Annotated in this window: 18 protein-coding genes; 9 read left to right on the forward strand and 9 right to left on the reverse strand. The window is 67.5% G+C overall.

Translation table 11 applies throughout. From position 1 onward, the window contains the following. Positions 1–54: 54 nt before the first annotated feature. The 3 genes from G6032_RS03940 to proV form a co-directional block, all read right to left on the reverse strand. Positions 55–894 carry a glycine betaine ABC transporter substrate-binding protein gene (locus G6032_RS03940; protein WP_240901971.1) on the reverse strand — a complete coding sequence of 280 codons (840 nt, stop codon included), beginning with the start codon at positions 892–894 and terminating at the stop codon, positions 55–57. Between the two features lie 80 nt (positions 895–974). Further along, positions 975–1,877: a proline/glycine betaine ABC transporter permease gene (locus G6032_RS03945; RefSeq protein ID WP_165280915.1), complete on the reverse strand. Its 903-nt coding sequence runs from the start codon at positions 1,875–1,877 to the stop codon at positions 975–977. 14 nt (positions 1,878–1,891) lie between these two features. After that, the gene (gene proV / locus G6032_RS03950; RefSeq protein WP_165280830.1) at positions 1,892–3,100 is read right to left on the reverse strand and encodes a glycine betaine/L-proline ABC transporter ATP-binding protein ProV; all 1,209 of its coding nucleotides are present in this window, start codon (positions 3,098–3,100) and stop codon (positions 1,892–1,894) included. Positions 3,101–3,431: 331 nt separating this feature from the next. Here proV and G6032_RS03955 point away from each other — a divergent pair, with 331 nt between their 5' ends. Both G6032_RS03955 and G6032_RS03960 read left to right on the forward strand, forming a co-directional pair. Continuing rightward, positions 3,432–4,109, forward strand: coding sequence for an oxidoreductase (locus G6032_RS03955; protein WP_165280831.1), 678 nt, complete (start codon positions 3,432–3,434; stop codon positions 4,107–4,109). Then, positions 4,090–4,530 carry an RDD family protein gene (locus tag G6032_RS03960; RefSeq protein ID WP_346763751.1) on the forward strand — a complete coding sequence of 147 codons (441 nt, stop codon included), beginning with the start codon at positions 4,090–4,092 and terminating at the stop codon, positions 4,528–4,530. The genes G6032_RS03955 and G6032_RS03960 overlap by 20 nt, the downstream gene beginning before the upstream one ends. Here the strand turns inward: G6032_RS03960 and lptG are convergent. Continuing rightward, positions 4,506–5,570 carry an LPS export ABC transporter permease LptG gene (lptG, locus tag G6032_RS03965; protein WP_165280833.1) on the reverse strand — a complete coding sequence of 355 codons (1,065 nt, stop codon included), beginning with the start codon at positions 5,568–5,570 and terminating at the stop codon, positions 4,506–4,508. The two genes, G6032_RS03960 and lptG, sit on opposite strands and share 25 nt — an antisense overlap. Continuing rightward, a complete protein-coding gene (gene lptF / locus G6032_RS03970; protein ID WP_165280834.1) occupies positions 5,567–6,661 on the reverse strand; it encodes an LPS export ABC transporter permease LptF in 1,095 nt (364 codons plus the stop codon). The genes lptG and lptF overlap by 4 nt, the downstream gene beginning before the upstream one ends. A gap of 77 nt (positions 6,662–6,738) precedes the next feature. Here lptF and G6032_RS03975 point away from each other — a divergent pair, with 77 nt between their 5' ends. Genes G6032_RS03975 through G6032_RS04005 form a run of 7 tightly spaced genes read left to right on the forward strand, consistent with a single transcriptional unit; the run spans position 6,739 to position 15,667 of the window. Beyond that, positions 6,739–8,235 (forward strand): leucyl aminopeptidase, encoded by a 1,497-nt coding sequence (locus tag G6032_RS03975; protein ID WP_165280835.1) that lies wholly within the window; start codon positions 6,739–6,741, stop codon positions 8,233–8,235. Positions 8,236–8,254: 19 nt separating this feature from the next. Then, on the forward strand, positions 8,255–8,707 hold the full coding sequence (locus G6032_RS03980; protein ID WP_165280836.1) for a DNA polymerase III subunit chi: 453 nt from the start codon (positions 8,255–8,257) through the stop codon (positions 8,705–8,707). Further along, entirely contained in the window at positions 8,704–9,009 is a 306-nt protein-coding gene (locus G6032_RS03985) for a hypothetical protein (RefSeq protein WP_165280837.1), read from the forward strand. The genes G6032_RS03980 and G6032_RS03985 overlap by 4 nt, the downstream gene beginning before the upstream one ends. A gap of 19 nt (positions 9,010–9,028) precedes the next feature. Next, positions 9,029–11,788: a valine--tRNA ligase gene (locus G6032_RS03990; protein WP_165280838.1), complete on the forward strand. Its 2,760-nt coding sequence runs from the start codon at positions 9,029–9,031 to the stop codon at positions 11,786–11,788. A 25-nt stretch (positions 11,789–11,813) separates the two neighbouring features. Continuing rightward, entirely contained in the window at positions 11,814–12,731 is a 918-nt protein-coding gene (locus G6032_RS03995; protein WP_240901974.1) for a MoxR family ATPase, read from the forward strand. Then, positions 12,706–13,719, forward strand: a complete 1,014-nt coding sequence (locus G6032_RS04000; protein ID WP_165280839.1) for a DUF58 domain-containing protein — start codon at positions 12,706–12,708, stop codon at positions 13,717–13,719. Before G6032_RS03995 ends, G6032_RS04000 begins: the two co-directional genes overlap by 26 nt. Continuing rightward, positions 13,712–15,667 carry a DUF3488 and DUF4129 domain-containing transglutaminase family protein gene (locus G6032_RS04005; protein ID WP_165280840.1) on the forward strand — a complete coding sequence of 652 codons (1,956 nt, stop codon included), beginning with the start codon at positions 13,712–13,714 and terminating at the stop codon, positions 15,665–15,667. The genes G6032_RS04000 and G6032_RS04005 overlap by 8 nt, the downstream gene beginning before the upstream one ends. 24 nt (positions 15,668–15,691) lie before the next feature. On the opposite strand, the gene G6032_RS04010 is transcribed toward G6032_RS04005, so the two are convergent. The 4 genes from G6032_RS04010 to G6032_RS04025 form a co-directional block, all read right to left on the reverse strand. Further along, positions 15,692–17,281 carry a peptide chain release factor 3 gene (locus G6032_RS04010; protein ID WP_165280841.1) on the reverse strand — a complete coding sequence of 530 codons (1,590 nt, stop codon included), beginning with the start codon at positions 17,279–17,281 and terminating at the stop codon, positions 15,692–15,694. Positions 17,282–17,348: 67 nt separating this feature from the next. Further along, the gene (rimI, locus tag G6032_RS04015; protein WP_165280842.1) at positions 17,349–17,813 is read right to left on the reverse strand and encodes a ribosomal protein S18-alanine N-acetyltransferase; all 465 of its coding nucleotides are present in this window, start codon (positions 17,811–17,813) and stop codon (positions 17,349–17,351) included. After that, positions 17,810–18,538: a uracil-DNA glycosylase gene (locus G6032_RS04020; protein WP_165280843.1), complete on the reverse strand. Its 729-nt coding sequence runs from the start codon at positions 18,536–18,538 to the stop codon at positions 17,810–17,812. Before G6032_RS04020 ends, rimI begins: the two co-directional genes overlap by 4 nt. A 1-nt stretch (position 18,539) precedes the next feature. Next, positions 18,540–19,355 (reverse strand): phosphatidylcholine/phosphatidylserine synthase, encoded by an 816-nt coding sequence (locus G6032_RS04025; protein WP_240901948.1) that lies wholly within the window; start codon positions 19,353–19,355, stop codon positions 18,540–18,542. Positions 19,356–19,389: the final 34 nt, after the last annotated feature.

The following is a 19,389-nucleotide window of genomic DNA, read 5'->3' on the forward strand; positions in this document are numbered from 1 at the left end:
CCGGCAGGATGGCGGGAGGGCGCCGGACGGGCGCCCTCCCGCGCTCACTTATCCTCAGAGCTCGCCGGTCACCCAGTAGTCGATCCGGTCGCCGTTGTTTTCGATGTACTTCGTCACGGCATCCTCGTACGAGGTCTCCTGTGCTTCGTACATCGCGGCCTGCAGGTCGTCGATCGGCAGCTGCATGCGCGAGAAGAAACCGGCCACTTCGACGTCGTCCTGGTAGAAGCCCATGCGCGCCACGGCATGCACGCGTTCGAAGCTGCCGAGCACGCCCTTCGGGTCATCGAGATAGCGCAGCTCGAAGGCGCCGAACATCCAGTGGGGGCTCCAGCCGGTCACGACGATCCAGTCGTCACGACGCACGGCGCGGGTGAGCGCCGCCGTCATGCCGGCGCCCGAAGACACCTGCAGTTCGTAACCCTCGAGCCCGTAGGTCTCGATGGCTTCCCTGGACAGGCGCGTGAGGCCGGCACCCGGGTCGATGCCCGTGATCGTGCCGTCCAGGCGATCCCGCACGGCCGGATTTTTCAGGTCCTCGATGCTCGAGAGCTCGCTCGCGGGGATCGAAGCCGGAACCGCCCAGCCGAGGCGGGCATGCGTATACAAGAGGCCGAGGTTGACCGTCTTGGCGCCGACACGTTCGACGTAATCGGCATGCGTGTCCGGTTGCCAGGACATCAGCATGATGTCGATACTGCCGGTCGAAAGCCCCTGGTACTGGGGCGCGATGTCGGTTTGCAGCAGCTCGACCTCTCGGTCGAATCGCTCCTCGATGATGCGCTTTGCCAGCTTGGTCACGAATTCGGCATCGGACCAGGCGGTCCAGCCGATTTTCACCGTATCCTGCGCCACCGCGGTGGCCGAGAATCCCGTCGTCAAGAGGACGACCATCAGCAGTTTGCTGAGTTTTCTTCCAATCATAGTGTTCTCCCTTTCGTTGCAAAAAATCGTTCAGCTGGCTTTCGCCGAACTCAGTTGTTCCGTCCCCGGAGCGTATTCCAGAGCCGCGGAATCAATGCCGTGGGGCCGGACCGGGCGGAGCGCCGGCCGGTCGTGCCGACGCTCTGCGTGATGCGATCGAGCAGGATCGCCAGCAGGACCACGCCGAGGCCGCCCTCGAAACCCAGCCCCACGTCGAGCCGCTGGATACCCGTCAGCACGGTGTTGCCAAGCCCGCCGGCGCCGATCATGGAGGCGATCACCACCATGGACAGCGCCAGCATGATCGTCTGGTTGACGCCCGCCATGATGGAGGGCATCGCGAGCGGCAACTGCACTTTGAAGAGCAGTTGCCGCTCGGTACAGCCGAAAGCCAGGCCGGCTTCGACGTTCTCCCGGCTCACCTGGCGGATGCCGAGGTTGGTCAGGCGCACGGCGGGCGGCATGGCGAAGACGAGCGTGGCGATCGCGCCGGGCACCTTGCCGAGACCGAAAAAGATGGCGGCCGGTATCAGGTAGACGAACGGCGGCATGGTCTGCATCAGGTCGAGCACCGGCCGGACGATCGTCTCGACGGTATCATTGCGCGCCATCGCGATACCCACGGGAATGCCGATCACGAGCGCCAGCAGGCTGGAGCCGATGACCAGTGCAAGCGTGGAGACCGTCTCGGTCCAGATCTGCATGCCGAACAACAGGACCATGGAGAATGCGGCGAACAGGCCGAAGCGCCAGCCCACGCGCCAGGCGGCGAACGCCACGATCAGGCCCGCCAGGACGAGCGGCGGAATCGCGAGCAGCAGGTCCTCGAAGCCGTCGATGACAACCGTCAGGCCTTCGGCGATGCCGTCGAGCACGCCCGTCAGGTTGTCCTGCACCCACTCGACGCCCTGCTCGACCCACTCGTCGATCGGAATATTGAAATCGTCGCGCATCATAGTCATGATTTTCAGCCCGTTTTGTCGAGGGTTTGCAGCAGGATCTTGTGGTCGATGACGCCGAGGTAGACGCCATCGTCTCCCGTGACCGGGACGGGATGCTCACTGCCCGAGACGAGCGACAGGACCTCTGCCAGCCCCATGTCGTGCGGGGCGGCTGCGACGCCGGGAATGAATGCGTCGTCCCATTTCGCTCCGCCCCCGGCGGCCTCGGCGCGCGCGAGTGTCTTGGTGCTCACCAGGCCGCGGTACTTGTTGCCGCGCTCGAGCACCACCGCAAGACTGCGATTGTGGTCCCGCAACTGCGCCAGCGCGGCCCTGACGTTCACGCCCGGCCGCTCGAATACCGTCAGCGCCTTTTTCTCGGCGATGTCACCGGCGTTGAAGACCTTGCTGACATCCACGCCATAGAAAAACGACCGCACGTACTCGTTGGCCGGGTTCGTGACGATGTCCTCGGGCGTGCCGATCTGCACGACCGATCCGCCCTCCATGATGGCGATCCGGTCGCCGATGCGGATCGCCTCGTCGAGGTCGTGCGAAATGAACACGATCGTATGCGCCTCGTGCTGTTGCAGGCGCACCAGCTCGTCCTGCATCTCGGTCCGGATCAGGGGATCAAGCGCCGAGAAGGCCTCGTCCATCAGCAGGATCGGCGCGTCGGTGGCCAGCGCCCGCGCCAGGCCGACGCGCTGTTTCATGCCACCGGACAACTCGTCGGGATAACTGTCGGCAAACTGCGCGAGTCCGACGGTGTCGAGCGCCTTGAGCGCGCTGTCGCGCTGCTCCCTGTCGGGCCGTCCTGAGACATTGAGACCGAATGCGGCGTTTTCCGCGACGGTCTTGTGCGGCATCAGGGCAAAGGACTGGAACACCATGCTCATCTGCCGGCGGCGCATCTCGATGAGCTGCTTCCTGCTCATCTTCGTGATGTCTTCGCCGTCGAGGAATATGTGCCCGCGCGTAGGCTCTATGAGCCTGTTCAGCATTCGCACCAGCGTCGATTTGCCGGATCCTGACAGGCCCATCACGACGAACACTTCGCCCTCGCGAATGGAGAAATTGGCCCCCTGCACACCGACTGTCGCGCGGGTCCGGGCGAAGATTTCATCCTTGCTCAGGCCCTGTTCCAGCAATCTCATGGCGCCATCGGGATCGGGTCCGAAAATCTTGTACAGGTCATTGATGACGAGCTTGTCGTCGGCGTCTTGTGCATCCATTCGGCTTCGATCTCTCGGTAAACAGGCTGGCGGCGCAACCATCACGACGCCCGGATACGACGCATGCCCGCATGCGTCGCGCGAAAAAATTGATTCAGTGTGGGCTGCGTGCCGGACCGCGACGGCGGCGGGGTTCCGGGCTGCCCGGCAGGTCGGGGCAGCTTGGCCCCGCAACAGCGGGACAGGGAAACGCAGACAGGAATTTTCGGCGGGAGTAGGAGATCGTTCCGTAGCCGTAAGCAAAAAATTTAACCGCGTCAGTCTAACAGCTTGCGACCGCACGCGTTTTTCAGCTTGACAGCACGCGCTGCAGGACGACACGCTCGCGACCATGACAAGCACTCCTGTTGCCTTGCTCGCGGGTTCGACCGGCGCCGTGGGCCAGCGCCTGCTGGCACGACTGCTGGCGCGCCGTGACGGCACGCGTATTATCAGCCTCGGACGCCGGGCGCCTGCACCCCACCCATGGGTGGAACACATCACCGCAGACCTGGAAGAATTCCCTGCTGTTCTCGCCACCAGGCGCTGCAGCGAGGCGTTCTGCTGCCTGGGCACGACCATGAAGCGGGCGGGCAGCGAGGCCGCCTTTCGAGCTGTCGATCTCGACGGCGTCGTGCGCTTCGCGCAAGCCGCACAGGCTGCCGGCGCCGGATTTTTCGGTCTTGTCTCGGCCGCCGGTGCGTCGCCCGCGGCGCGGAATTTCTACCTTCGCACCAAGGGCGAAGCCGAGACGGCGATCGCGTCGCTCGATTTCGCGTGCATCGCCATCATGCAGCCGGGCCTGCTGCGCGGGCATCGCGAGGAGTTCCGCCTGGGCGAGCGACTGGGCCAGGGGGTGGCACCGCTGTTGGACCGACTCCTGCTCGGCCGCCTGGCACGCTATCGCAGCGTCGGGATCGAATCGGTGGCGGCCGCGCTCGACATGGCTGCACGCGAGCGGCATCCCGGCGTGCGACGCTATGGCCCCTCGGACATCGAAAGGCTTGCGCGTGAACTCCAGGTCGGCTGAGCGCGTCCCCGGACTGGGGCGCCGGCTGGCGGCCTGTCTCTACGACGGCCTGGCGCTGGCCGCCGTGTGGATGATCGCGGGCGCTTTATGGGTGGCGTTGAGCCGCGCGGCGGCGCCACCGGGAGACTGGTGGTTCCGCGCTTACCTGCTGGCGGTGGCTGCGCTGTTTTTCGTCGGCGCATGGATGCGCGGCGAAACGCTGGGGATGCGTGCATGGAAGCTGCGCGTCGTCGCCGCCGACGGTCGTCCGCCCGGCTTGCGGCCGGCGCTGCTGCGCTTCGCGACTGCGCTCCTGTCCTGGTCGGCAGCGGGGCTCGGCTTCCTCTGGGTCCTGGTGGATCGGGACGGACTCGCGTGGCATGACCGGCTGTCCGGGACCCGGCTGGAACACCGCGCTCAGCGGACGCGCGACATCCCGTAGAGCGCCGCACCGAGGACCACCGCCACCGGCAACCAGGCCGTCAGCCAGATCGGGGCGTTGTAGACCTGGGCGCCGTCCGCCAGTGCGCCCTTGCCGAGGATGTAGAGAATCCCGATCAGGAAGCCCACCACGAAACGCGCGCTGTTCCCGCCGGCACGCAAGGGACCGAAGACGAACGGCAGCGCGAGCAGCGCCATGGCCGGCACGGCCGCGACATTGGCGATACGCTGCCACATGGCCATCTCGTAACGGCGCGCCTGCAAGTCGTTGGACTCGAGATAGCGGATATAGTCGCGGAGCATCGGAATGCTCATGCTGTTCGTGTCGATCAGCGAGACGGCCATCACCGCCGGATCGATGCCGGTGGCAATCTCCACCGACGGCAGGGACTCGGTCTCGATCCGCTCGCCGAAGCGGGTCAACTCGACATCCTCGAGCGTCCAGGTCCGGTCCGGGTCGACTTCGGCCCGCCGGGCCAGGGCCACCGAGTCGAGGCGCCCGGCCTCGTCGAAGCGGTAGACATAGACCCCACCGAGGCTTTCGAGACTCTCGACCTGCAGGATATTGAAGACCCGGTCCCCGTCGCGCAGCCAACTCCCCGACAAGCCCGAAAGGCTGGTGCGATTGCGTTTCAGCTCGTCCGCGTATTCGTCGGCGAAGCGTTCCGCGGGCGGCATCACCAATTCGCCGACGGCGGCGGCGGCAACAGCGAACACGCCGCCCGCCAGCAGCATGGAATAGGCCAGGCGCCGGAGTCCCACGCCGGCGGCGCGTATCGCCACGAGCTCGCTGTGCCTGGCCAGCGCGCCGAGCCCCATCATGCCGCCCAACAGTGCCGCTATCGGGAACACATCGAAGGCGTTGCGAGGCCATTGCGCCAGCGTGACCAGGAAGGCATCCGCCACCTGGAAACTCCCGCGGCCGACATCCTGCAGCTGCTCGGTGAGTGCAACAAAACCGATGAGGGCGAGCAGCACGAGCATGACGAGCAGCGTGGCGCGCGCGGCCGCGATGGCGAGGTAGCGATCGAGGATGCTCATTTGCGCCTCCATCGCGCGCGCAGCCGCCACGCGCCGCCGCCCTGCAGGAACAGCATCACCAGGCCGGTCGCAAGCAACAGGCCGTGCACCCACCATAGCCCGAGCCACGGCGGCACGTAGCCCCTCTCGATCAGCATGCGCCCCACACCGAGCAGGTTGCTGTAGATGATGAACACGAGAATTGCGAACCCGAGTCGCCCGTAGCGCCCGGAGCGCGGCGGAGCGCGGCCCAGCGGCACGGCGAGCAAGGCCAGCACGAGCACGGACGCCGGCGCACTGAGGCGCCAGTGCAGCTCCGCGATATCTTCGCTCTGTCCGGTGCCCAGCAGCTCGGACGTGGCCAGGTAACGGCGCTCGCCCGCCGGATCGGCGCGCCCCGGCATCGGGAGCGGAATCCCGTGCTCCCGGAAGCGCGCCGTGCGGAACTCAGGGCTGCCCGGATTCCCCGAATAGCGTATGCCGTCGTAGAGCACGAGGTAATTCTCATCGTCCGCGAGCGAGACTCTCTGGTCGGCGCGGGCCGCCGTCGCGATCTCCACCTGGTCGCCCGTGCGCTGCTGTATGAACACCCCGGTCAACTGGCCCGCCTCGTTCCTGTCCCGCGCATAGAACACCAGCCGCCCCCCGGAGGCGCTGCGAAACCGCCCCGGCTCGAGCGCGGTGATCTGCAGCTGCCGCTGGCCTTGCTCGCGGATTTCCATCGACGCCCGCCCGGCCCACGGCGCGGTGTCGAATGAAAGCACCGCCAGCGCCCCGGCCACGCCGAGTGCGGCCCAGCCCAGCGGCTGCAGCAATCGGGCGGCGCCGACGCCGCAAGCGTTGAGCGCCGCCATCTCGCTGTCGCGATACAGGCGTCCCAGCGTCAACATGACGGCGAAAAAGAAAGCCGCGGGCACCAGGATGCTCAGGTACTGGATGCTGGTCAGTCCCATGAGCTGCAGCACGGCTTCGCGCGGGATGCGATCCGCGGCCGCCCGGGCGAGCCCGCGCGCGAACTGGTCGCCGAGCAGAATCAGCATGAGCACCACCGTCACACCGGCGAAAGTGCGGAAGGTTTCACGCAGCAGATAGCGGTTGATGATACCCGTCACGGCGCCCGCAGTTTCGGCCTGCCCCCTTATCCATTAAACTTCCGCATCTTAACGCGTCAGGATGAGGAGAGTGGCAAATGGATTTTTCCGCAAAGACGGGATCCGCGGCGACCTTGAGAACGGATTGTGCCGTCGTCGGTGTCTATGCCAACGGCCGCCTTTCCCAGGCCGCCCGGGAAATCGATGCTGTCGCGGGCAACCTGATCTCCGGACTGGTGAAGCGCGGCGACTTCACCGGCAAGGCCGGCGCCACCCTGCTCCTCCACGGCCCGTCGGGCATTCCGGCCAAGCGGCTGCTGCTCACCGGACTCGGTGAACAGGGGAAACTGGATCTGAAAGGCTGGCGCAAGGCCCACGGTGCCGCGGTGAGCGCGCTGCTGAAGACCGCCGCCAAGAACGCCTTCAGCTTCCTTTCCATGGAGGACGTGGCCGACGGGGAGCCCTACCTGCTGGCCCGCCACGCGGCGGAGGCTGCCGAGGAAACCGCCTATCGCTTCGATGAACTGAAGTCGAAGATCGACGCGACGCCGGCCAGGCTCGGGCGCATGACCCTCTGGTTCCCGGACCGCAAGTCCCAGTCGGCGGCAGCCCGGGGCTTCACCCACGGCAAGGCCGTCGCCGATGGCCAGTCGCTGGCACGGCGCCTGGGCAACCTCCCGGGCAATATCTGCACGCCGACCTTCCTTGCCAGCGAAGCGCGCAGACTGGCCGCCGGGAACGCCGGGCTGAAAGTTTCGGTCGTCGAAGAAGCCCAGATGAAGAAGCTCGGCATGAACGCGCTGCTGTCGGTTTCCCAAGGCAGCCGGCAACCGCCGAAACTGATCGTCATGGAATGGCGCGGCGGCCCGAAGCAAAAAGCCCCGGTCGCCCTGGTGGGCAAGGGCATCACCTTCGACACCGGCGGCATCTCGCTCAAGCCGCCCCCCGCCATGGACGAGATGAAATTCGACATGTGCGGTGCAGCGAGCGTCATCGGCACCATGGCGACCGTGGTGGCGCTGGAGTTGCCGATCAATGTCGTGGCGCTCGTTCCGGCGGCGGAGAACATGCCCGACGGACTGGCATCCCGACCCGGCGACATCGTCACGACCATGTCGGGCCAGACGGTGGAGATCCTGAACACGGATGCCGAAGGCCGGCTGATCCTCTGCGATGCCCTGACCTACGCGCGACGTTTCGAGCCGTCCACCGTCATCGACGTCGCTACCCTGACGGGTGCATGCGTCATTGCGCTCGGCCATCACCTGAGCGGCCTGATGAGCAGCGACGACCCGCTGGCACAGGAGATTCTCCGCGCGGGCGTCGATGCCGAGGATCGCGCCTGGCGCCTGCCGATCGGCGAGGAGTACGACGAGGGGCTGAAGAGCAACTTCGCGGATTTCGCCAACGTCGCCGGCCGCGAGGGTGGCGCGATCACGGCCGCATGCTTCCTGGCCCGCTTCACCCGCGACCTGAAGTGGGCGCACCTGGATATCGCAGGCACCGCCTGGAAGAGCGGCCGGGCGAAGGGTGCGACGGGACGACCCGTGCCGCTGCTGGCACAGTTCCTGATGAGCCGGGCCGGCGTCGCCTGAGGGCCGCTGCCGGATAGGAATGACACGCGTTGATTTCTATGTCCTCGACGACCAGGCCGAAGCGGCGCGGGAGCGCTTCGCCTGCCGCCTGGTGGAGAAAGCTTTCCGGCTGAAGCACAAGGTCTACCTGCACACGGCCTCGGCGGCGGCGGCACGACGCCTGGATAGCCTGCTGTGGACGTTCAGCGAGGGCAGCTTCATCCCGCACGTTCTCGCTGCACCCGACCTGGACCCGAGCCTCGCCGACGCCACGCCGGTGCAGGTCGGCACGGGCGAGGAACCGGGGTTCGACGCCGCAGTGCTGGTGAATCTCGATGGCGTCGTGCCGGGATTCTTCAGCCGCTTCGAACGGGTCGCGGAAATCGTCGGCGGCGATGCGACCGAGCGCACGCAGGCCCGGGAACGCTTCAAGTTCTACCGCGACAGGGGCTACGTGCTCGAAACGCACCGGATCGGGAGTGGCGCGACATGAGCGACAAGACCAGGGCGGCGCCGGTGATTCCCGTGCTTTTCAAACAGGCGGATGACGAGACGCCCGATGCGCCCCCGGTGCTCCATTCCGTGGCGATCCCGGCGCCAAGGCAGTTCTCGGACCACGAACTGGCCGCGCTGAAGGCGGAGCTCGTGGCGGTCGCATGGGAGGTCGTCCTCGACTCGCTGCACTCCGCGGTACGGGAGGTGGAGGCGGCGCTGTTCGAACAGGTATCCTCGCGCCTGCGCGACGAGCTTCCAGAGATCGTCGAACGCGCGCTGCGAAACCATTTGCGTACCTGAAAACAACGAGCCCCCGTCGATGCAGAAAACCTACAGTCCCGAGGACCTCGAGACCGCGATCTACGCCGAATGGGAGCGTCTCGACTGTTTCACGCCCTCGGGTTCCGGAACACCCTATTGCATCATGCTGCCGCCGCCGAACGTCACCGGCACGCTGCACATGGGCCATGCCTTCCAGGACACGATCATGGACGCGCTGACGCGCCTGCACCGGATGCGCGGCGACAACACGCTCTGGCAGCCGGGCAGCGACCACGCGGGCATCGCGACGCAGATGGTCGTGGAACGCCAGCTCAATGCGGAGGGCCGGACGCGCCAGGACCTCGGCCGGGAGCGCTTCGTCGAGCGCGTCTGGGAATGGAAGGCCACCTCGGGCGATACGATCGAACGCCAGTTGAAAAGGCTGGGCGCCTCTGTCGACTGGTCGCGGCACAAGTTCACCATGGACCCGGAGCTTTCACGGGCCGTGACGCATGCCTTCGTGCAGCTGCACGACGAAGGCCTCATCTATCGCGGCAAGCGCCTCGTGAACTGGGACCCGGTCCTGCACACCGCCCTGTCTGATCTCGAGGTCGTCTCCCGGGAAGAGCCGGGCAAGCTGTGGCATTTCCGTTACCCCATGGCCGACGGCGACGGTGCGCTGGTGGTCGCCACCACGCGGCCGGAAACACTCCTCGGCGATACCGCCGTGGCGGTGCATCCGGACGATGCACGCTATGCCGGCCTGGTCGGCCGGGAGGTGCTGCTGCCGCTGACGGGCCGGCGCATCCCCGTCATCGCGGATGACTATGTCGATCCCGAGTTCGGCAGCGGTTGCGTGAAGATCACCCCCGCCCACGATTTCAACGACTACGAGGTCGGGCGGCGGCACGATCTCGAGATGATCAATGTCCTGGACGCGGACGGTTCCCTGAACGAAGACACCCCCGCCGCATACCGCGGGCTCGACCGCTTCGTGGCCCGTGAACGCATCGTCGCCGACATGGACGCGCTCGGGCTGCTGGTACAGACCGACGAGCACAGGATGTTCGTGCCCCGCGGCGACCGCAGCGGTGCGGTGCTGGAGCCTTTCCTCACGGACCAGTGGTACGTGAAAGTCGCGGACCTCGCTGCGCCGGCCATCGCCGCCGTCGAGGATGGCCGGGTGCGCTTCGTGCCGGAAAACTGGTCGAAGACCTACTTCGAATGGATGCGCAACATCCAGGACTGGTGCATCAGTCGCCAGCTCTGGTGGGGACATCGCATCCCCGCCTGGTACGACCCCGAGGGCGGCGTGCATGTCGGCGAGGACGAAGCGGACGCGCGGCGTCGCTCGGGACTCGGCGACGACGTCGTGCTGGTGCAGGACGAGGACGTGCTGGACACGTGGTTTTCCTCGTCGCTGTGGCCGTTCAGCACGCTCGGCTGGCCGGAGCGCACCCCGGCGCTGGCCACGTGGTATCCGGGCAACGTGCTGGTGACCGGCTTCGACATCATTTTCTTCTGGGTCGCCCGCATGATCATGATGGGCCTCAAGTTCCTGGGCGACGTGCCGTTTCGCGAGGTCTACATACACGGCCTGCTGCGCGACGCCGAAGGCCAGAAAATGTCCAAGTCGAAGGGCAACGTGCTCGACCCGCTCGATCTCATCGACGGCGTCGACATCGACACGCTGGTGACCAAGCGCACCACCGGCCTGATGCAGCCGCAACTCAAGGCGCGCATCGAGCAGGCGACGCGCAAGGAATTTCCCGGGGGCATCCCCGCCTTCGGCACCGACGCGTTGCGCTTCACCTTCGCATCATTGGCCACCACGGGACGCGACGTGCGTCTCGACCTCGGCCGGATCGAGGGCTACCGGAATTTCTGCAACAAGCTCTGGAATGCCTCGCGCTTCGTGATGATGAACACCGAGGGCGAAGACTGCGGGCCCGGCGGCGAACTCGCCCTGGCGGACCGCTGGATCCGCTCGCGGCTCGGTGAGGCGACGCGCGTCGCCCTGGAGTCCTTCGATGCCTACCGCCTGGACCTGGCCGCCCAGGCGATCTACGAGTTCACCTGGCACGAGTTCTGCGACTGGTACCTCGAGCTCGTGAAGCCGGCCCTGCATTCCGAGCAGGCCAGCGAGGCCGAAAAACGCGGCACCCGCCGGACATTGGCCGGGACACTCGAGGCCCTGCTGCGCCTGCTGCATCCCGTGATGCCGTTCATCACCGAGGCGCTGTGGCAGAAAGCAGCGCCACTGGTCGGCATCGATGGCGAAACGATCATGCGTCAACCCTACCCGGACGTCGCCGACTATCCGCGCGACACCCGGGCCGAAACCGAGATGGCCTGGGTGCAGGCTTTCGTCCTGGGCGTCCGCCAGGTCCGCGGCGAGATGAACATCGCCCCGGGCAAGCCGCTCAAGGTTCTGCTGCAGGATGCGGACGAGGACGAGCTGGCCTGCCTGGCGGCCAACGAGACGCTGCTGCTGCGCCTCGCGCGACTCGAATCGATCGAGGTGCTGGCGCCCGCAGCGGCGGCGCCTCCGGCCGCCACGGTGCTGCTGGGCAACACGAAGCTGCTCGTGCCGATGGCGGGCCTGATCGATGCGGAGGCGGAACTGGCGCGCCTGGACAAGCAGCGCGACAAGCTGCGCGTCGATCTCGCCAAGACGCAGGCCAAGCTCGACAAGCCCTCCTTCGTAGACAACGCCCCCGCCGCCGTGGTCGAGAAAGAACGTCGGCGAGCGGCGGAACTCCTCGAGGGCATCGCCAATCTCGAACAGCAACTGGAGCGCGTCCGTGCCCTCGCCTGAGGCGCCCGCGGTGCCGCTGCCCACGCTGGGCGAGGACCTAGCCGGGATCAATGAGTCCCTGCGGCTGCTGCAGACGGTGATCCTCGGCAAGGATCGCCAGCTGCGGCTTTGCGTGTCCTGCCTGCTGGCCGGCGGGCACCTGTTGATCGAGGATGTCCCCGGCGTCGGCAAGACGATCCTCGCCCACGGCATCGCCCATGCGCTCGGACTCAGCTACCAGCGGATCCAGTTCACCAGCGACCTGCTGCCGGCCGACGTCGTGGGCGTATCGATCTACCAGCGCGAAGGCGGCGATTTCCGTTTTCACCCGGGGCCGGTGTTCGCCCAGCTGGTGCTCGCCGACGAAATCAATCGTGCCACGCCCAAGGCACAGAGTGCGCTGCTCGAGGCCATGGAGGAACACCAGGTCACCGTGGATGGCGTGAGCCACCGTTTGCCGGAGCCGTTTTTCGTGGTTGCGACGCAGAATCCGGAGGACCAGGTGGGCACCTTCCCGCTGCCGGAATCCCAGCTGGATCGCTTCCTGATGCGCATCCGGCTCGGTTACCCCCAACCCGCGCTCGAGCGCAAGCTGCTGCGCGGCGAGGATCGGCGCGTATTGCTCGCCAGCCTGCCGCCGGCCGGTGAACCGGGGATGCTGCTGCGCCTGCGGGGGGAAGTCGGCAAGGTGCATGTCTCCGAGGCGCTGCTCGACTATGTCCAGGCGCTGGTGGCCTGGAGCCGGGAACGTCCGGGCTTCGGTGTCGGGTTGTCGCCCCGGGCCGCAATCGCCCTGCTGCGGAGTGCGCGCGCCTGGGCCCTGCTCGACGGGCGCAAGTCGGTCATCCCGGAAGACGTGCAGGCCGTGACGCCGGCGGTGGTCGGGCACCGGCTGCGGACCGAGGGCGACACCGGCGGTGGCGACCCCGGAGAACGCCTTGTCGCTGCGGTCGCCGTCCCCTGAAGCCGGCGCGCCGGCCGCCAGCCGGCTGCGCTCCCGGGTGGCGCACTGGATACGACGCCGGCAGGGCCCGGATGGCGATCCCGTCGCGCTGCATCGGCGCCGGATCTATATCCTGCCGACCGCGCTGGGCGCAGGTTACGGCCTGAGCCTGTTCGGCATGCTGCTGGCCTCGATGAATTACAGCAACAGCATGGGCTTCGCGCTGACCTTCCTGCTCGCCGGGCTGGGACTCGTGGCCATGCACTGGTGTCACCAGAATCTGAGCGGCACGATCGCCCGCGGCTTCCACCTGCGCCCCGCCTTCGCCGGCCAGCCCGCCCGGCTGGAATTCACCCTCGAGAATCCCGGCCGTAGCGCCCGCCTGGACCTGCAGGCCAGCTGTGCCTCGGCCTCCAGCGCGGCACTCGACCTGGCGCCGGGCACGTCGGGCGAAGTGCATGTCGATCTGCCGACGCAGCGCCGTGGCCGCCTGGTGATCGACCGGATCCGCGTGCACACCAGCTTTCCGTTCGGACTGTTCCGCGCCTGGGCCTGGCTTCACCCGGAATGCGAAACGGTCGTCTATCCGGCCCCCGCGGAGCACGCCCCGCCGCCGCCCCGCGGCGGCACGGAGGAGTCCGGGGGACGCTGGAACGAGCACGAAGGCGAGGATGACTTCGCGGGCCTGCGCAGCTTCCGCCACGGCGACTCCCCGCGACGTGTCGCCTGGAAGGCCGCCGCCCGCGGCGACGAGTTGCCGGTCAAGCTGTTTGCCGGCAGCGCACGCGGCAGCGTCTGGCTGGACTGGCTCAGCCTCGGCGCGATGCCGGTAGAGCCCCGGCTCACCGTTCTGTGCCGCTGGGTGCTCGACGCGCATGCCGGCGGCGGCGCCTACGGGCTGCGCCTGCCCGGAACGGAAATCCCGCCGGGCATGGGCCCCGCCCACCGGCGCCGGTGCCTTGGCGCACTGGCCCTCTATCCCGGCGGCATGGGAACAGAAGATGTCTGATCCGGCCGCGCTACGTCTCGGCTGGATGCTGGCGGCCCTCGGCCTTGCGCTCGCGCCGACGGCGCCTCGCCTGGCGCCGTGGATCACCGCGACTTTTGTTATTGCGGTCCTGTGGCGGGTGGCTGTGCAGCATTTCGGCTGGCGCCTGCCGCCGGGCTGGCTGCGCCTGGCCCTGGCGTTCGGCTGCGTGCTCGGGGTGCTGTTCACCTACCGGACCTTCAACGGCCTGGAAGCCGGCGGGGCATTGCTGGTGGTGATGGCGGCGATGAAGTTGCTCGAGACACGTCACCGGCGTGATATCCAGGTGTTGTCCTTCATCGGCTTTTTCCTGGTGCTCATGCAAATGCTGCATGACCAACCGGTGTGGAGCCTCCCGTGGATCGCGGCCAGCGTGGCGGCCATCACCGTCGCCCTTTTACAGGGCGTGCGCGCCGGCGAACCGCTGCCATGGCGGACCGCCACGGGGCTCGTGCTGCGCATGTTCGCTTTTGCGGCCCCCGTGGCGCTGGTGATGTTCCTGTTGTTCCCGCGCGTGCCCGGGCCCATCTGGGCCCTGCCCGCCCGCAGCGCGGCGGGGATGACCGGGCTGTCCGACGAGATGTCGCCCGGCAACATCTCGCAACTCATCCAGTCCGACGAAGTGGCCTTCCGTGTCAGTTTCGAGGGCCCTATTCCGCCGCCCGCGGATCGCTACTGGCGCGGCCCCGTGCTGGAGCGTTTCGACGGCTGGACGTGGCGGGACTTCGACCGGCTGCCCTTGCTCGTACCGGACCTGGAACTGCGCGGTCAGAGTTATCGTTACCGCATCATCCTGGAGCCCCACGGCCGCCCGTGGCTGCTGGCGCTCGATTTCCCGGGCCGCTGGAACGATCGCGACGCCGTGCTGACCCGCGAATACCAGCTGGTGGCGCGACAGCCCGTGGACAGCGTGCGCGCACTGGACGTCGAGTCATGGCCTGCGGCGCGCCCGGCCGCGACGCTGAGCCCGATCACGCGTCACCGCTCCCTGCGGCTGCCCCCGGATCGCAACCCGCGGGCCGCCGCACTGGGACAGCAATTGCGGGCGTCGTCCGCCTCGGACCGGGAATTCGTCGATGCGATCCTGGCACGGTTCCGCAACGAACCGTTCGTCTATACCCTGCGCCCGCCCTTGTTGCGCGGCAGCGATCCGGTGGACGAGTTCCTGTTCCGCACACGGCGGGGGTTCTGTGAGCACTACGCCTCGGCATTCGCCATGCTGGCGCGCGCGGGCGGGGTCCCCGCTCGCGTGGTGACGGGCTACCAGGGCGGCGAACTGAATCCGCTCAGCAACCGCCTGGTGGTCCGGCAGTCCGAGGCGCATGCCTGGGTGGAGGTCTGGCTCGATGCCACAGGCTGGACGCGGATCGATCCGACCGGCGCGGTCGCACCCGAAAGAATCGAACTGGACCTGGCCAACGCCCTGCCGGAGGGCGAACGCGTGCCGGGCGGCTTCCTGCGTGATTTCCGTGGCCTGGAGGGGCTGCGCCAGGGCTGGGACGCTCTCAACAGCCTGTGGACGGACTGGGTGCTCGGTTATGGTCCCGAGCGGCAGCTGGCCCTGCTGGCCCGCCTCGGCCTGCCGGGCGCGGACTGGCGCACGCTGGTGCTCGGCCTGACGGCCTTTGTCGCAGCGGTGATGATGGCGCTGACGGTGTGGCTCGCCTGGCGCAGCCGCACGTCGCGGCCGCCGGAGGCGCTGCGCCTCTATCGCGAGTTCTGCCGACGCCTGGAGAAGGCGGGACTGTCGCGAGCGCCCGAGGAAGGTCCGCAGGACTTCGCCGCGCGGGTCGCCCGGGAACGGCCGTCACTGGAGGCCGAGGCCGGACGGATCGTGAACCTGTACGTGACGCTGCGCTACGCGGCCCCGCCGGCGGACGAGGCGGTCCTGCCCGCGCTTCGCCGGGCCGTGCGGGAGTTCCGTCCCTGAAAGCCTCGCCACGGCAAGCGACGGTCAGGCGGCGAGGTGGTCCCGCGTCGGCATGAAGCGGATCTCGGGCCAGCGTTCCCGGGTCAGCTCGAGATTCACGCGTGAGGGGGCGATGTAGACCAGCGCACCGGCGTGGTCCAGGGCGAGATGGTCGGCGGCTTTTTGCCGAAATTCCTCGAGCCGCCGTGCATCGTCGCAATAGACCCAGCGCGCCGTCGCGACGTTGACCTGCTCGAAGCGGCACTCCACGCCATACTCTTCCTTGAGGCGCCATGCCACGACGTCGAACTGCAGCGTGCCGATGGCGCCCAGCAGCACGTCGTTGTTGCGAAACGGCCGGAACAGCTGTGTCGCGCCCTCCTCGCAAAGCTGGTCGAGCCCCTTGTGCAGGGCCTTGGCGCGCAGCGGATCGCCGAGCACGGCGCGACGGAACAGTTCCGGGGCGAAATTCGGGATGCCCGTGAAGGTCAGCTCCTCGCCCTCGGTGAAGGTGTCGCCGATGTTGATGGTGCCGTGGTTGTGCAGGCCGAGGATATCGCCCGCCCACGCTTCCTCGGCACGCTCGCGATCCGCCGCCATGAAGGTCAGCGCGTCCGCGATACGCACGTCGCGCCCGAGCCGCGCGTGGCGCAATTTCATGCCGCGCGTGTAATGGCCGGAACAGATTCGGAAAAAGGCGATGCGGTCCCGGTGCGCGGGATCCATGTTCGCCTGGATCTTGAACACGAATCCCGTCAGCGCGGCTTCACCGGCATGCACTTCGCGACTCGTCGTGGCGCGCGGTGCCGGCGGGGGGGCCCAGTCGACGAAACCGTCGAGCAGCTCCTGGACGCCGAAATTGCTGATGGCCGAGCCGAAGAACACGGGGGTCTGGGCGCCGGCGAGGTAGGCCGCGTGATCGAAGGGATCGCAGGCGCCGCGCACCAGCTCCACTTCCTCGCGGAATTCCGCCGCGCCCGGTCCGAGCAGTGCATCGGCGGCAGGCGAATCGAGTCCGTCGATGGTGCTGGTCTCACCGGCCGCGCCACGCGCGCCCGGCTGGTAGAGATAGATGCGGTCGCGCAGGAAATGATAGACACCGCGAAACTCGCTGCCCATGCCGATCGGCCAGGTCACGGGTGTGCAACGGATCGACAGCACCCGCTCCACTTCATCGAGCAATTCGAGCGGCTCGCGTCCGTAGCGATCGAGCTTGTTGACGAAGGTGATGATCGGCGTGGTGCGCAAGCGGCACACGTCCATCAGCTTGATGGTCCGCTCCTCCACGCCCTTGGCCGCGTCGATCACCATCAGCGCGGAATCGACTGCGGTGAGCGTCCGGTACGTATCCTCGGAGAAGTCCGCGTGACCCGGCGTGTCGAGCAGGTTCACGATCTTGCCCTGGTAGGGAAACTGCATCACCGAGGAGGTGACCGAAATACCCCGCTGCTGCTCCAGCGCCATCCAGTCGGACGTGGCGTGGCGATCGGACTTGCGCCCCTTGACCGACCCGGCCATCTGGATCGCGCCGCCGAACAGCAGCAGTTTTTCCGTCAGGGTGGTCTTGCCTGCGTCAGGATGCGAAATGATGGCGAAGGTGCGACGTCTCGCGACCTCGATTGGCAGTGCGCTCATGGATTGGGGGAACGACGAGGCGTCCGGTGATGACAAGACCCGCCATTCTAGCAGGAAGGCCCGCCCGTCAGAGCGAGCAGGCGAGCACCAGTGCGTCTTCCCGGCCCTGGTCGGCACGATAATAGTTCTTGCGCACCCCGATGCGCCTGAAGCCCGCGCGCCGGTACAGGGCGATCGCGGTCTTGTTCGTGGGACGTACCTCGAGATACAGGACGCCGACGCCTTCCCGGGTGGCTCGCGCCATCATGTGCTCGAGCAATCTCGTGCCGAGTCCCCGCCCCCGTGCGGGCGCTGCGAGACAGAGGTTCAGCAGGTGCGCCTCGTCGCCGCCCATCGACATGATCGCGTAGCCCAGCGTCACGCCGCGCTCCTCGATGACCTCGCAGACGTAGGGGATGCGCAGGCAGTCCACGAAAATGCCGCGCGACCACGGATAATCGTAGGCGTTCTTCTCGATCTCCCACACGGCCGGCAGGTCGAGCTGCGTCATCGGCCGGATCCGCGGCGGCCACGTGTCGAGCGCGGCACTCATGCCGTCACCGCCTCTGTCGCGCCCTGACGGGCAGCGCTTGCGGCGAGCACGAGATCACGCCAGGTCTCGGCCTTGGCCTCCGGGCGCCGCAACAGGTAGGCCGGGTGCCAGGTCACGACGAGCGGAATCCCGCCCGCACCGTAGCGATGCACCTTGCCGCGCAGGCGACCCACCGGGCTGTCCGTGCCGAGGAGGCGCTGCGCGGCGACCCGACCGACCGCAAGAATGATCCGTGGTTCGAGCAGGGCGATCTGCCGATCGAGGTAGGGCGCGCAGGCCTGGGCCTCGTCCGGACGCGGGTCGCGGTTCTCCGGGGGGCGACATTTGACGACGTTGGCGATGTAGACCCCGTCCCGCGCATACCCCAGCGCGGCCAGCATCCCGTCGAGCAATCGCCCTGCGCGGCCGACGAACGGCTCGCCGCGACGATCCTCCTCGGCCCCGGGCGCCTCGCCCACGATCAGCCAGTCGGCCTGATGGCTGCCGATCCCGAACACCGTGCGGGTGCGCCCGGCGTGCAGCGGACAGCGCAGACACCCGCTCACCGTGTCCGCAAGCGCATCCCAGTCCAGCGCAGCGACAGGGATCTCTGCCTGCGTGCTCGCTACACGGGCTGCCTGCACGGCGTGCAAAGGCTCGGGTGCGCCGGGCAGCTGCCTGTCCGCGCGGCGCGTCCAGGTCGGAATCCCCATGGCATCGAGACAGGCGATTCGCCGGGCATCCATGTCAGCTGCCCTCGTCGGCGCCTTCTTCGTCCGGGCGCAGCTGCTGGCGCTGCCTCCGCCTCAGCCAGCGCCAGGCCGCCACCAGCGGCGCCGAAAGCGAATAGCTGAAAAACAGCACGAACAGCACCGTGGGCGGATTGAGGCTGATGAGGATGAATACCGCGGGGATCAAAAGCACGTAGCCGAAGGGTATGCGCTCGCCGAGATTGAAATCCTTGCCGCTGTAATAGGGGAGCCGGCTGACCATCAGCCCACCGACCGTGGCCGTTACCGCGAGCCCGGCAATCATCGCCACGACGCCCGAGGCTTCGAGCACGGTGCTGATCCAGACCAGCCCGGCCACCACGGCCGCGGCGGACGGGCTCGGGAGGCCTTCGAAATAGCGCTTGTCGGCCGCCGCGGCGCGGGAGTTGTAACGCGCGAGGCGCAATGCGGCGGCGACGGCGAAGAAGAAGGCCACCAGCCAGCCCAGCTTGCCCCACAGCCAGCCCAGTTCCTCCAGGTGCTCCACGCCCCACAGGTAGAACACCAGCGAAGGCGCGAGCCCGAAGGAGACCATATCGGCGAGGCTGTCGTACTGTTTCCCGAAATCGCTTTCGGTGCTGGTCATCCGCGCGACACGCCCGTCGAGGCCGTCCAGCACCATGGCGATGTAGATGGCCACCGCCGCGGGAACGAAATTGCCGTCCATCGCGGCCACGACGGCCGAGAATCCGGCGAACAGCGCCCCGGTCGTGATCAGGTTGGGCAGCAGGTAGACGCCCTTGCGTTTGGCGTGGTTCTCTTCCATCTGTTCCAGCTTAGTGCTTCGGCCCATCATTTACGCACGTCATCCACCGGATTTCCACCGG

It is taken from the genome of Wenzhouxiangella sp. XN24, from assembly GCF_011064545.1.
Taxonomy (GTDB): domain Bacteria; phylum Pseudomonadota; class Gammaproteobacteria; order Steroidobacterales; family XN24; genus XN24.